Annotated in this window: 14 protein-coding genes; 9 read left to right on the top strand and 5 right to left on the bottom strand. The window is 44.0% G+C overall.

Annotation, left to right across the window (positions count from 1 at the left end; genetic code table 11):
• Nucleotides 1-49: 49 nt before the first annotated feature.
• The 8 genes from nadC to yacG all read left to right on the top strand — a co-directional run bounded on the left by nadC (nt 50) and on the right by yacG (nt 7,616).
• On the top strand, nt 50-940 hold the full coding sequence (gene nadC, locus QF117_RS18500) for a carboxylating nicotinate-nucleotide diphosphorylase (protein WP_282387512.1): 891 nt from the start codon (nt 50-52) through the stop codon (nt 938-940).
• A 263-nt stretch (nt 941-1,203) separates the two neighbouring features.
• Nucleotides 1,204-1,641 (top strand): prepilin-type N-terminal cleavage/methylation domain-containing protein, encoded by a 438-nt coding sequence (locus tag QF117_RS18505; RefSeq protein WP_282387514.1) that lies wholly within the window; start codon nt 1,204-1,206, stop codon nt 1,639-1,641.
• Nucleotides 1,641-3,386 (top strand): type IV-A pilus assembly ATPase PilB, encoded by a 1,746-nt coding sequence (pilB, locus tag QF117_RS18510; protein ID WP_282387516.1) that lies wholly within the window; start codon nt 1,641-1,643, stop codon nt 3,384-3,386. Before QF117_RS18505 ends, pilB begins: the two co-directional genes overlap by 1 nt.
• A gap of 121 nt (nt 3,387-3,507) precedes the next feature.
• Entirely contained in the window at nt 3,508-4,734 is a 1,227-nt protein-coding gene (locus tag QF117_RS18515; protein WP_282387517.1) for a type II secretion system F family protein, read from the top strand.
• Nucleotides 4,735-4,871: 137 nt separating this feature from the next.
• Nucleotides 4,872-5,741 (top strand): A24 family peptidase, encoded by an 870-nt coding sequence (locus QF117_RS18520; RefSeq protein WP_282387518.1) that lies wholly within the window; start codon nt 4,872-4,874, stop codon nt 5,739-5,741.
• A gap of 90 nt (nt 5,742-5,831) precedes the next feature.
• Nucleotides 5,832-6,485, top strand: a complete 654-nt coding sequence (coaE, locus tag QF117_RS18525) for a dephospho-CoA kinase (RefSeq protein WP_282387519.1) — start codon at nt 5,832-5,834, stop codon at nt 6,483-6,485.
• Nucleotides 6,472-7,212 (top strand): cell division protein ZapD, encoded by a 741-nt coding sequence (gene zapD, locus QF117_RS18530; RefSeq protein WP_282387520.1) that lies wholly within the window; start codon nt 6,472-6,474, stop codon nt 7,210-7,212. The genes coaE and zapD overlap by 14 nt, the downstream gene beginning before the upstream one ends.
• A 206-nt stretch (nt 7,213-7,418) precedes the next feature.
• On the top strand, nt 7,419-7,616 hold the full coding sequence (yacG, locus tag QF117_RS18535) for a DNA gyrase inhibitor YacG (RefSeq protein ID WP_282387521.1): 198 nt from the start codon (nt 7,419-7,421) through the stop codon (nt 7,614-7,616).
• Between the two features lie 296 nt (nt 7,617-7,912).
• On the opposite strand, the gene rplS is transcribed toward yacG, so the two are convergent.
• The 5 genes from rplS to ffh form a co-directional block, all read right to left on the bottom strand.
• Nucleotides 7,913-8,266 carry a 50S ribosomal protein L19 gene (rplS, locus tag QF117_RS18540; RefSeq protein ID WP_017036649.1) on the bottom strand — a complete coding sequence of 118 codons (354 nt, stop codon included), beginning with the start codon at nt 8,264-8,266 and terminating at the stop codon, nt 7,913-7,915.
• A gap of 48 nt (nt 8,267-8,314) precedes the next feature.
• Complete coding sequence (gene trmD / locus QF117_RS18545) at nt 8,315-9,064, bottom strand: tRNA (guanosine(37)-N1)-methyltransferase TrmD (protein ID WP_282387524.1); 750 nt, start codon at nt 9,062-9,064, stop codon at nt 8,315-8,317.
• A 47-nt stretch (nt 9,065-9,111) separates the two neighbouring features.
• Nucleotides 9,112-9,666 carry a ribosome maturation factor RimM gene (gene rimM / locus QF117_RS18550; protein ID WP_282387525.1) on the bottom strand — a complete coding sequence of 185 codons (555 nt, stop codon included), beginning with the start codon at nt 9,664-9,666 and terminating at the stop codon, nt 9,112-9,114.
• A 32-nt stretch (nt 9,667-9,698) separates the two neighbouring features.
• Entirely contained in the window at nt 9,699-9,947 is a 249-nt protein-coding gene (gene rpsP / locus QF117_RS18555; RefSeq protein WP_017036646.1) for a 30S ribosomal protein S16, read from the bottom strand.
• A 228-nt stretch (nt 9,948-10,175) separates the two neighbouring features.
• The gene (gene ffh / locus QF117_RS18560; RefSeq protein ID WP_017036645.1) at nt 10,176-11,582 is read right to left on the bottom strand and encodes a signal recognition particle protein; all 1,407 of its coding nucleotides are present in this window, start codon (nt 11,580-11,582) and stop codon (nt 10,176-10,178) included.
• A 191-nt stretch (nt 11,583-11,773) separates the two neighbouring features.
• Here ffh and QF117_RS18565 point away from each other — a divergent pair, with 191 nt between their 5' ends.
• On the top strand, nt 11,774-12,568 hold the full coding sequence (locus QF117_RS18565) for an inner membrane protein YpjD (protein WP_282387526.1): 795 nt from the start codon (nt 11,774-11,776) through the stop codon (nt 12,566-12,568).
• Nucleotides 12,569-12,650 lie beyond the last annotated feature (82 nt).

Below are 12,650 nucleotides of genomic sequence, written 5' to 3' on the forward strand. Positions count from 1 at the left end.
GACTCCGCGTATCATTCCCCTTTAGCTCACACCAACGATTAGATTTGCGATGAAAAACACACATAACAGCCAACAACGCCTTGATTATTTAAAAACGCAACTGCCGACAGAGATCACTCGCGCAGTCGCAGACACACTCAAAGAAGATCTGGGTGGTTCGATTGATGTAAACGCTGATATTACCGCAAGTTTAATTCCTGAAGACGCGCACAATGTGGCCACTATTATCACCCGTGAACACGGTGTATTTTGTGGCCAAGCATGGGCTGATGAAGTCTTCAAGCAGATTGGTGGCACCGTCAATATTGAGTGGCACGTCAAAGACGGCGACCCAGTGGAGCCTAATCAAACCCTTTGTACGCTTTCTGGCCCATCGCGTGCATTGTTAACGGGCGAACGTAATGCCATGAACTTCATTCAAACATTGTCTGGGTGCGCAACGGTAACCGCTACCTATGCCAAACAATTGGAAGGCACGGATTGTCGTTTGCTTGATACACGAAAAACCATCCCAGGCCTGCGCAGCGCACTAAAATATGCCGTCGCATGTGGTGGCGGTTACAACCATCGTATTGGTGTGTTTGATGCTTACTTGATCAAAGAAAACCACATCATTGCCTGTGGCGGCATTAAACAAGCCGTAAAAACAGCCAAGCAACTCAACCCGGGGAAGCCCGTTGAGATCGAAACCGAAAGCTTAGCAGAACTGCAATCGGCAATTGATGCCGGTGCAGACATCATCATGTTGGATAATTTCACCACCGATATGATGCGCGAAGCGGTCAAACTGAATGCAGGTCGTGCAGCACTTGAAAATTCAGGCAACGTAACTCTAGACACCATTCGTGAGTTTGCTGAAACTGGTGTCGATTATATTTCCGTTGGTGCGCTGACGAAACACCTAGTGGCGTTGGATTTATCGATGAGATTCCAAGCTTAATCGTTATTTAAGTCCCATCGATTTAATATCTATGACGTATTGTTAAAGAGAGGCTTTGTCTCTCTTTTTCCGTTTTATTGTCCGCGTTCAATCTCATCCCTCTCACTTTTATATGCTACTCATCGAATATTTTTGCACTGTGAATGTAATACAGGTTTAACTTCGACTATTTGCCTCGCGCTAGCCTTTTTACTTTATTTCTAGTTCTCCAGACTCTCTTTACTCTTTCTGCACCCTTATACATCGCAATAATGGAGAACATAATGAAAGCGATTAATAAGAAACAGAAAGGCTTTACCTTAATTGAGTTGATGATTGTTGTGGGAATTATTGGTGTGTTAAGCGCAATTGCTGTCCCTGCATATCAAAGCTACCTTCTAAAAACAGAAGCTAATACAGCCGTAAGCATACCTAGAGCTCTACTAACAAATATTGATTTATATATTCAAGAAAATGGTAAATTCCCAACAACTGCTCAAATGGATAAAGTCGGGGCTGCCAGCGACATGAGTGCTATGGGAACAATCGGATTTACGCCAACAGCCGATGATTCGGCTACAGGGGATGTATTATTTACTATAGGAAGCACTGCTTCTTTAAAAGACAAAAAAGTCAAATTTGCTAAATTAGATAGTGGGTGGAAATGTACTCATGATACAGGACAAACGTTAAAAGGATGTGAGCAAGGCACAATCAATTAATGCTTACCAGCCTCCCTGCCATCTTGCGCCAGGCTGACTTAATCAGCGTGGTGCAAGAGCAAAATATCATCGAGCACGTGATCGCTTCGGGCATGTCGGTCCCCGAAGCACTGCTTGATCTCGAGCTGTTCGACCACCATCAACTCACTGGCCACCTAAGTGCACTCTTTGGCCTAACGCCCACACCATTATCTCAATTCGACTACGCTACGTTATGTCACTCTCTGGGGCTTAGGGAGCTGATCAGCCGTTATCAAGCCCTGCCCTTACACATTGATGGCATGGTGCTTTCTTTAGCTGTTTCAGACCCCACCCGCAGTGAAATAGAAGATGAATTTCGCTTTGCGACAGGGTTGCAAGTTGAGTTGGTCTTAGTCGACTTAAACGATCTTAAATCCGCGATTCGTCGTTTGTACGGTCAGACAGTGTCAACGTCCACCTCATCAGCCAAAGACATCAGTCAGGACGAACTGGCCAGTCTGGTCGATGTCACAGAGGATGAAATACAGACGATAGAGAACCTCAGTCAAGACGATGCGCCCGTGAGCCGTTTCATCAACCAAGTATTGCTCGATGCGGTAAGAAAAGGCGCTTCAGATATTCATTTTGAACCTTATGATGAGAGCTATCGAATTCGCTTACGCTGTGATGGCCTATTGGTGCAAACCCAGGCACCAGCAAATCACCTCAGTCGCCGCCTTTCTGCGCGGCTAAAAATACTCGCGAAACTGGATATCTCTGAACGTCGTTTGCCACAAGATGGGCGGATAAAGCTTCGACTCGATGAAACAACGGCCATTGATATGCGCGTTTCGACATTGCCCACGTTATGGGGTGAAAAGATTGTATTGCGCCTACTCGACAGCAGCAGTGCCAGCCTTAATATTGATAAACTGGGCTACAATGACCAACAAAAGCAGCTTTACCTAAAGGCACTCAAGCAGCCACAAGGCATGATCCTAATGACAGGGCCAACGGGCAGTGGAAAAACCGTTTCTTTGTATGCAGGGCTAAGCATCCTCAACACCCCTGAAGTGAACATATCAACCGCGGAAGACCCTGTTGAAATCAATCTATCGGGCGTAAACCAAGTGCAGGTTCAACCTAAAATTGGCTTTGGTTTTGCTCAAGCACTTCGCTCTTTCTTACGACAAGATCCTGATATTGTGATGGTGGGTGAAATTCGTGATTTGGATACCGCACAAATAGCAATAAAAGCTGCGCAAACTGGCCACTTAGTGCTCTCCACATTACACACAAATTCCGCTTCTGAAACCATTGTTCGCCTCGGCAACATGGGCATTGAAGGTTTTAATCTGGCTTCTTCGTTAAGCCTGATTATCGCTCAACGCCTTGCTAGAAAGCTTTGTTCCCACTGTAAAATACCGCATTACCAACCAGCTGAGTTTGAAGTATCTCGGTTTGAAGCATCTCAGTTTAAAGCATCGTCGTTGGACCCATCGTTATTTGAAGCACTCAACCTCTCCCCAGACGATACTCTCTTTAAAGCTAATCCTGATGGCTGCAACGAATGCAACGCTGGATATTCAGGAAGAACGGGAATTTACGAAGTGATGCCATTTAACCATGAATTAGCTGATGCGGTGATGAAAGGCGCTTCTATGATCGAAATAGAATCACTAGCAAAATCACAAGGCATGCAAACGCTGCAACAATCTGGCATAGAAAAACTAAAACAGGGCATTACCAGCTACTCAGAATTGCAGCGAGTGCTCTACTTCTAATCTATTTGGTAATAAATAGTTTCATTTTAAGCCGTTCCGTTCCAGTGATTACATTCCGAGTAGTTCAATTCCAAACAACCAGTTCCAAACACTCTAAACGATGTAATGAATGAGGCCATTGATGATAAAAACTAAGCAAATTCAATTAAAAAACTATCGATGGAAAGGCCTGAATACTTCTGGAAAGCGCGTCTCGGGGCAAATGTTGGCTCTGTCGGAATGGGAAGTGCGAGACAAACTCAACGATCAGCACATTCAAATAAAAAAAATCAAGAAAGGCAGTATCTCTGCCTTCACACGAATATCCCACAGAGTCAAAGCCAGAGACATTACAGTCTTAACCCGTCAACTTGCGACCATGTTAGGGACAGGGGTTCCTATCATACAAGCGCTCAAACTGGTGGCCGACAACAATCGAAAAGCTGAAATGAAGTCGATACTGTCTCAAGTGAGCAAGGGAGTAGAGGCTGGCACTCCAATATCGAAAGCACTTCGCACCGCCAGTACTCATTTTGATTCGTTGTACGTAGATTTGGTCGCGACAGGTGAACAGTCAGGTAATTTATCCGAGGTTTTTGAAAGGCTCGCAACGTACCGAGAAAAAAGTGAGCAGCTCAGAGCCAAAGTCATTAAAGCGTTGATCTACCCTGCGATGGTTGTACTGGTGGCGTTAAGTGTCTCTTACCTGATGCTCACTGTCGTTATTCCAGAGTTTGAGAGCATGTTCCAAGGATTTGGCGCTGATCTTCCTTGGTTTACCCAACAAGTACTATTGCTTTCTCACTGGGTCCAAGCGTACAGCTTAACCCTGGCTTTAAGTTCCGTTGGCTTGGTGCTATTGGTAAAAACCCTGAACAAGAAATCGTCTCGGGTACGCTTGTCGACCAGCCGACTCGGTCTTAAAGTCCCTATTATCGGCGGCGTATTTTCAAAAGCGGCGATTGCTAAATTCAGTCGCACCCTGGCAACCAGTTTTAGCGCAGGCATTCCTATTTTAACCAGCTTAAAAACCACCGCTAAAACCTCTGGAAACCTCCACTATCAAACCGCCATCGATGCGGTGTACAAAGACACCGCTGCTGGCATGCCGATGTACATTGCCATGCGAAACACCTGTGTTTTTCCTGAAATGGTCTTACAGATGGTGATGATCGGAGAAGAGTCTGGCTGCCTAGACGACATGCTCAACAAAGTGGCGACTATCTATGAATTTGAAGTCGACAACACGGTGGATAACCTAGGTAAAATTCTCGAGCCATTAATCATCGTATTCTTGGGGACAGTGATTGGCGGGCTTGTCGTTGCAATGTATTTACCAATTTTTAACTTAATGAGTGTATTAGGGTAGTATTAAGCTTTAGTATTATGAAGCCAGAGATACGATCAGCGTTCATCAACTTTACTTAGATAACAAAGAATCCATGATCGTTAAATTTTTATTGTCTGTATCGACAATCTTCATCGTTCCAACGACTGAGTAAAACTATGCAAGTGCTTGAGCTATACCCTTGGTTATTTACCACTTTTTCGGTCGTTTTTGGCCTGATTATTGGTAGTTTTTTAAACGTAGTGATCCATCGGTTGCCAATTATCATGGAACGCGAGTGGCGCCAAGAGTGTGCCGATTCGTTCCCTGAATACAAAATTACACCGCCAGAAGGGCATTATTCTCTTAGTATTCCTCGCTCAACCTGCCCAAAGTGCCAGACTCAATTGCGCCTCATCGATAATATCCCCATTCTCAGCTGGCTAGCTCTCAAAGGTAAATGCCATAAGTGCAGTAATGCGATTTCTGCTCGGTACCCTCTGGTCGAGCTATTGACCGCCTTAATGAGTGGCGCTGTTGCGGCTGTTTTTGGTCCTAGCTACTTTACGATTGCCCTTATCTTTTTCACTTTTGTTTTGATTGCCGCCACTTTTATCGATTTAGATACGATGCTGCTGCCGGATCAACTGACACTTCCTTTGGTTTGGTCTGGTATTGCACTCGCACTCTTTCAAATAAGTTCAGTGTCTCTACAAGATTCCGTGATTGGTGCCATTGCCGGATATTTATGTTTATGGCTTGTCTTCTGGGGTTTCAAACTCCTCACTGGCAAGGAAGGCATGGGGTATGGCGACTTTAAGCTCCTCGCTGCTCTTGGCGCCTGGCTTGGTTGGCAATACTTACCCATGATTATTCTACTCTCTTCATTAGTCGGACTGGTTTTTGGCGTTATTCAGTTAAGGCTTCAACAAAAGGGAATAGACAAAGCCTTCCCTTTTGGCCCTTACCTCGCCATTGCCGGATGGGTGAGTTTAATGTGGGGTGAACAGATTATGGCGTGGTACTTTCGTTCATTTTTGGGCATGTAGCTATTTTTCAGTATGTGGCTTTGTTGTCGGTAATTAACGGGTTTATAGAGAAATTCGATCTTAGAGAAATTCAGTTGTGGGGAAGGTAACATGGCCTATGTGGTAGGGATAACAGGTGGCATCGCGAGTGGAAAAACCACGGTAGCGGATCGGTTTCATCAGAGTTTCGACATTGATATTGTGGATGCTGACATCATTGCGCGAGAAGTCGTTCTACCCGGTAGCGAGGGCCTGAATGCCATTATCGCTCATTTTGGACCCGACATCGTAGATAGCAACGGTGAACTAAACCGTTCTAAACTGCGTGCTCAAATCTTTTCTCAACCCAATGAAAAACAGTGGCTCGATGATCAGCTTCACCCGTTGATTCGCAAAAAAATGGAGAAAGCCGTCAATGCAGCCAACTCTCCTTATGTACTGTTGGTAGTGCCATTACTGGTAGAGAATAACCTTCAATATATGACGGATCGAATCCTTGTTATTGATGCTGAAGAAGACACTCAAATTGAACGCACGATGAAGCGCGATGGTGTTTCTAGAGAACAAGCCCAATCGATCCTATCGGCACAATCTAGTAGAGAGAAACGACTGAGCTTTGCTGATGATGTGATTAAAAATGATGCAGAAAACAAAAAAATTATGCTTCAAATCACAGAATTACATCAAAAGTATCTAGCTATTAGCACTCAAAATCGTGAGAATAACAAAGAGACACACGAAGGCGATAGTAATGACCACCCATAGATTTGAACATCCTCTCAATGAGAAAACGCGTATTTATTTGAGAGTAGAAGCCCTGCTCAACCAACTCAATGTGTCCTCTCAGTTTTCAGACGGTCTTCAGCATTTACTTTTCTTTCGTTCTCTTTTCGATTTGTTGGAAATCTTCGAGCAAATTCAGTTAAAAAGTGAGCTAGCAAAAGACATAGAAAAGCAGCGACTGACTTATAAAAGTTGGCTCAATGTTGAAGGTGTCGACCAAGCTATGCTGCGTGACGTACTGAATGAAGTCGACGAAGTTCATGGCAGCTTAATGACTGCGGAACGGTTTGGTCAATCCTTAAAAGAAGACCGATTCATCAGTACCATTCGTCAACGTTTCAATCTGCCAGGAGGATCATGCTGCTTTGATTTACCTGCATTGCACCATTGGCTCCATTTGCCTACCACCCATAAAGAAAACGATACTCATGCTTGGCTAAAAACGCTGGCTCCTCTCTCTGATGCCTTAACGCTCTGGCTCAAGTTAGCAAGAGAAACGGGCTATGCCAAAGCTCAACTGGCGACGAATGGGTTCTTTCAAAGTGATGCTGAAGATGCCAACATTCTAAGGCTTGAAATCCCGTTACAGTATGGGGTTTACCCAATGATCTCGGGGCATAAAAATAGATTTGCGATTAAGTTTATCGACTTTAAATCGGGTCAGGCTTGCACTCAGGATATTCAATTCTCCCTTGCCGTCTGTAGCTAGCGAGTTATCCAGTAATTAGGATCAGCGGAATGAAGCCCCCGTTCTCTCAATCATTTTTTAGCCTAGAATCATCGGCCTAAGATCAGGTTGCAATTGCACGATCAACTCTCGACAATAACCAAGCAGTAACGATAGCCAAGTATCAATAACTACACGACAATAACCACATAACAATAATAGCGAACACTTTCATATGAGATTGACCCATGTCTAAAAAAATCACGTTAGTAAAATGTCCCAAATGCAGTACGGACGTTGAGTGGGGAGATCAGAGCCCATTTCGTCCATTTTGCAGTAAGCAGTGTCAGATGATTGATTTTGGCGAATGGGCCGATGAGGAAAATGCGATCGCAGGCGCACCAGACATGTCAGACAGCGATGGCTGGTCGGAAGATCCATATTAAATATCAGCTATCAGCGAACAGCGAACAGCGAACAGCGAACAAATTTAAAGGTTGATGCCATTGGTCTCAGCCTTTTTCTTTTTAGTAAACTATCAAATTACTAAGCTTTTTATGGTTAAATTTCTGAACGTTAAGCGCTGGAGGATGTCGCTATATCAAGGAGGAGACGCGGAGTTTACGATAGTAAATGAGCACTGACCACGTAGAGATAGTGACATACCACAAGCATAACACCAGAAATAAAAAAGCGGAGTCCAATGGACTCCGCTTTTCTTATGAGAACGCTAGTTATAGCATTACTTCTTAGTAAGTTTCTCGCGGATACGAGCTGACTTACCAGAACGCTCACGTAGGTAGTACAACTTGGCACGACGTACTGCACCACGGCGTTTAACTTCGATGCTATCAACCATTGGAGAATGTGTTTGGAATGAACGCTCAACACCTTCACCGTTCGAGATTTTACGAACAGTAAATGCAGAGTGTAGACCACGGTTACGAATAGCGATTACAACGCCTTCGAAAGCCTGTAGACGCTCACGGTCGCCTTCTTTTACCTTAACTTGAACTACTACAGTGTCACCTGGAGCAAATTTAGGTAGGTCTGATTTCAGTTGCTCTTCTTCAAGAGCCTTGATGATGTTACTCATTTTTTAAATTCCTAGAATAAACTGATACTTAATAAAATAGGTTACTGCTTACTTTTTACTAGAGCGATACGCTTTAATAAATTCGGCCAGTAATTGTTCCTGTTCGTCAGTCAGAGCTAGGTTTTCCAAGAGCTCTGGTCTTCTAAGCCAAGTACGGCCTAGCGATTGTTGTAATCGCCAGCGACGAATGTCCTTGTGGTTACCCGACATCAATACCGAAGGCACTGATTTATCGTCTAACACTTCAGGGCGCGTATAGTGAGGGCAATCTAACAGGCCATTAGCAAAAGAATCCTCTTCTGCTGACGCGAAATCACCCAATACGCCCGGTATAAACCGCGATACTGAGTCAATCAACGTCATGGCTGGAATTTCACCACCCGTCATTACAAAATCACCAATTGACCATTCTTCGTCAACTTCGGATTGTATAATACGCTCATCTACCCCTTCGTATCGGCCACAAATAAGAACGAGGTTCTCATGGGTTGACAATTCTTCAACACCTTTTTGATCGAGTTTACGACCTTGAGGTGAGAGGTAAATAACTTTCGTCTTTCCCGGTGAGGCTTTCTTAGCGTTATGAATAGCATCGCGCAAAGGCTGAACCATCATAAGCATACCTGGGCCACCACCGTAAGGTCTATCATCTACAGTGCGATGCTTGTCGTGAGTGAAATCTCGAGGATTCCATGTCTCTACCGACAAAAGACCTTTTTTAACCGCTTGACCTGTTACTCCAAAATCCGTAACGCTGCGGAACATTTCAGGAAACAGGCTAATTATGCCAATCCACATGTTTTCACCAATAATAAACTTGGTTCTATTCGCTCTGTTACTTGGAGTTAGAATCCAGGATCCCAGTCAACTTCGATCCGTTGAGCATTGCGATCAACTGATTTGATCACTTGCTCTTCAAGAAACGGGATTAATCGTTCCTTTTGCCCGAAAGCATCTTTTAGATTTGCTTTCACTACGAGAACATCGTTTGAACCGGTTTCCATGACATCTGTCACTTTACCCAAATCGTAACCTTTCGTGGTTACCACTTGCATTCCAAACAATTCACGCCAGTAGAATTCTTCTTCTGACAATTCAGGTAATGATGCAGGGTCAATTGCAATTTCGAAATTGGTTAGCAAGTGCGCTTCTTCACGAACTTCCAGACCATCTAGTTTAGCGACCATAGCTTTACTATGACGCTTCCAGCTTTCAACTTTGTATTCTACCCACTCGCCCTTTTGTTTAATAAACCAAGGGCTGTAATCAAAAATGCTCTCAGCATTGTCTGTGTAGGAAAAAACTTTAAGCCAGCCGCGAATGCCATAGGTAGCACCAAACTTGCCCATAACAATTTTTTCGTTTTGCTCACTCATTGTTTCTTTTCCTTTCATCGACATAAGCTAATTTTCTATTGATTAATACTATAGAATTAAGCCGCTTTTTTAGCGTCTTTTACTAGCTTAGCTACGCGGTCAGATACAGATGCGCCTTGACCAACCCAGTGGTTAACGCGGTCTAGATCTAGACGTAGGCCTTCTTCTTGACCAGTAGCAGTAGGGTTAAAGAAACCTACTTTCTCGATGAAACGGCCAGTTGCTGCATTGCGGCTGTCCGCTACTACGATTTGATAGAATGGGCGTTTTTTTGCGCCGTGACGTGCCAAACGAATGGTTACCATGTCGTCCTCTTTGCTTTCTCAAAAATAAAATTAACCCCAATAACCGTACACAAAAGTGACAGTTTGGGGTCTCGTGCCAAAATAAAGCCTCGGAATTTTACTCTTATTCCGAGGCTTTGCAAGACATTTAGCTACTTTTTCGCCACCACAAATAGTCAACAGAATTTGTGATTTAGATAACAGCTTGATAATAAAGTTGGCTTAAAGTTTTGTTTGGTGAAAAAGAGACTAACGACCAAATGGATTGAAGCCACCGCCTCCGCCCATTCCACCCATGCCGCCCATTCCACCGCCGCCCATCATGCCTTGCATATTTCGCATCATGCCTTTCATGCCGCCTTTTTGCATTTTCTTCATCATTTTCTGCATTTGAGTAAATTGCTTCAATAAGCGGTTTACATCTTGCACTTGAGTGCCTGAGCCGGCAGCAATACGTTTTTTACGTGAACCTTTGATAAGCTCTGGGCGTTTGCGCTCTTTCATCGTCATTGAACAAATGATCGCTTCCATTTGCTTAAACATTTTGTCGTCAACTTTATCTTTAACGTTATCGGGTAAGTTGCTCATTCCTGGTAACTTATCCATCATCCCCATCATGCCGCCCATATTTTGCATCTGGCCTAGCTGTTCGCGGAAATCTTCTAAATCAAAGCCTTTCTTTTCTTTGAACTTCTTCGCTAGCTTTTCAGCTTTGTCGGTATCAACATTACGTTGCAGATCTTCAATGAGAGATAATACGTCTCCCATTCCTAGAATACGTGAAGCAACGCGATCTGGGTGGAAAGGTTCTAGTGCATCCGTTTTTTCACCAACACCTAAGAATTTAATCGGCTTGCCTGTAATATGACGAACAGACAGCGCTGCACCGCCACGGGCATCACCATCAACCTTGGTTAAAATAACCCCGGTCAGCGGTAACATGTCGCCAAACGCTTTAGCTGTATTGGCAGCATCTTGCCCCGTCATCGCATCGACAACGAATAAGGTTTCGACTGGATTGATAGCCGTATGGAGATCTTTAATCTCAGCCATCATCTCTTCATCAATCGCTAAACGACCTGCGGTATCGACAAGAAGTACGTCGTAGAACTTTTTCTTCGCATGATCAATCGCAGCATTGGCGATATCGATAGGCTTTTGATCCGCTGAAGATGGGAAAAAATCTACGCCTACATCACCTGCCAGAGTTTCTAGTTGCTTGATCGCCGCTGGGCGATAAACATCGGCTGAAACCACCAAGACTTTCTTTTTATCTCGCTCACTCAGTAACTTCGATAGCTTACCAACACTGGTTGTTTTACCTGCACCTTGTAAACCGGCCATCAAAATAACGGCAGGAGGCTGAGCAGCGAGATCGAGGGCTTCATTAGACTCCCCCATCACGGCTTCAAGTTCTGCCTGAACGATCTTGATGAACTCTTGGCCAGGGGTGAGAGATTTAGATACCTCTACACCTACCGCCCCTTCTTTAACGCGCTTAACAAAGTCACGAACAACAGGAAGCGCTACATCAGCTTCCAATAACGCCATGCGAACTTCACGTAGCGTCTCTTTAATATTATCTTCGGTCAGACGACCTTTACCGCTGATATTCTTCAGCGTTTTGGATAATCGATCGGTTAAATTCTCAAACATCTCTCTACTCTTCGCTATCAGGCGACAAATTATAACGAGTATACATTAGCCATGGATGGAGTCATACCCGTTGTCATACCCTTCTTTGGTTTTGATATCTCATCTATTACAATTCGATCTCACTATACGATAGCCCAAGCGCTTGATGCAGGTTATAATTCCTTAATTCAACGACAAAACTTGTGGTATTGATGGATAACTTAATCGCGGTTACCTCTGCAATTTTATATGCACTTTCGATCGCAACGATTGTTCCTGGATTGGTGCAGCAAACTGGCATTCGTTCCAAAACTGTTTTTATCAGCGCAGCAGGCGCACTGGCCTTTCACGGCTTGTTATTAAGCGATCTTATTCTTGATGGCGGTGGCCAAAACCTCAGTATCCTTAACGTTGCCTCATTGATTAGCTTTATCATCTCCCTTGTGATGAGCATCGCTATGCTCAAAACAAGACTGTGGTTTTTACTGCCTGTCGTCTATAGCTTTTCAGCCTTAAACTTAATGGCGGCGACGTTCTTATCCAGCGCCTTTATTACGCATCTAGAAAATGATCCCAAGTTACTTTTCCACATTTCATTAGCGTTGTTTTCCTACGCCACGCTGTCCATTGGAGCCTTGTACGCGCTTCAATTAGCCTGGCTTGATCATAAACTCAAAACGAAAAACGCCTTTGCTATCAACCCTAATTTACCGCCCTTAATGATGGTAGAGCGACAGTTATTTAAGATTATCTTAATTGGAACATTACTATTAACCGGCACACTCGTCACTGGATCTATCTTTGTTCAAGATATGTTTATTCAAGGGAAAGCACACAAAGCGGTTCTCTCTTTTATTGCTTGGGTGATATATTCGACGCTGCTTTGGGGGCATTACCAAAAAGGCTGGCGAGGACGTAAAGTGACTTGGTTTGCAGTCGCTGGCGCAACGCTATTGACGTTAGCCTACTTTGGAAGCCGCTTCGTCAAAGAAATCATTCTTACTTAACTCGAGTAAGTTACTCTTCTCACTACTTTTAAACCGAATGCAGTGTTTATTTGCTTAATTGACATTCTACGTTTCTTCGGTC

The organism is Vibrio sp. YMD68 (assembly GCF_029958905.1).
Lineage (GTDB): Bacteria > Pseudomonadota > Gammaproteobacteria > Enterobacterales > Vibrionaceae > Vibrio.

Bases quoted from the DNA above. Each gene is read 5' to 3' on its own strand.
- nadC (WP_282387512.1), top strand. From the start codon at position 50: ATGAAAAACACACATAACAGCCAACAACGCCTTGATTATTTAAAAACG.
- QF117_RS18505 (WP_282387514.1), top strand. From the start codon at position 1,204: ATGAAAGCGATTAATAAGAAACAGAAAGGCTTTACCTTAATTGAGTTG.
- pilB (WP_282387516.1), top strand. From the start codon at position 1,641: ATGCTTACCAGCCTCCCTGCCATCTTGCGCCAGGCTGACTTAATCAGC.
- QF117_RS18515 (WP_282387517.1), top strand. From the start codon at position 3,508: ATGATAAAAACTAAGCAAATTCAATTAAAAAACTATCGATGGAAAGGC.
- QF117_RS18520 (WP_282387518.1), top strand. From the start codon at position 4,872: ATGCAAGTGCTTGAGCTATACCCTTGGTTATTTACCACTTTTTCGGTC.
- coaE (WP_282387519.1), top strand. From the start codon at position 5,832: ATGGCCTATGTGGTAGGGATAACAGGTGGCATCGCGAGTGGAAAAACC.
- zapD (WP_282387520.1), top strand. From the start codon at position 6,472: ATGACCACCCATAGATTTGAACATCCTCTCAATGAGAAAACGCGTATT.
- yacG (WP_282387521.1), top strand. From the start codon at position 7,419: ATGTCTAAAAAAATCACGTTAGTAAAATGTCCCAAATGCAGTACGGAC.
- rplS (WP_017036649.1), bottom strand. From the start codon at position 8,266: ATGAGTAACATCATCAAGGCTCTTGAAGAAGAGCAACTGAAATCAGAC.
- trmD (WP_282387524.1), bottom strand. From the start codon at position 9,064: ATGTGGATTGGCATAATTAGCCTGTTTCCTGAAATGTTCCGCAGCGTT.
- rimM (WP_282387525.1), bottom strand. From the start codon at position 9,666: ATGTCGATGAAAGGAAAAGAAACAATGAGTGAGCAAAACGAAAAAATT.
- rpsP (WP_017036646.1), bottom strand. From the start codon at position 9,947: ATGGTAACCATTCGTTTGGCACGTCACGGCGCAAAAAAACGCCCATTC.
- ffh (WP_017036645.1), bottom strand. From the start codon at position 11,582: ATGTTTGAGAATTTAACCGATCGATTATCCAAAACGCTGAAGAATATC.
- QF117_RS18565 (WP_282387526.1), top strand. From the start codon at position 11,774: ATGGATAACTTAATCGCGGTTACCTCTGCAATTTTATATGCACTTTCG.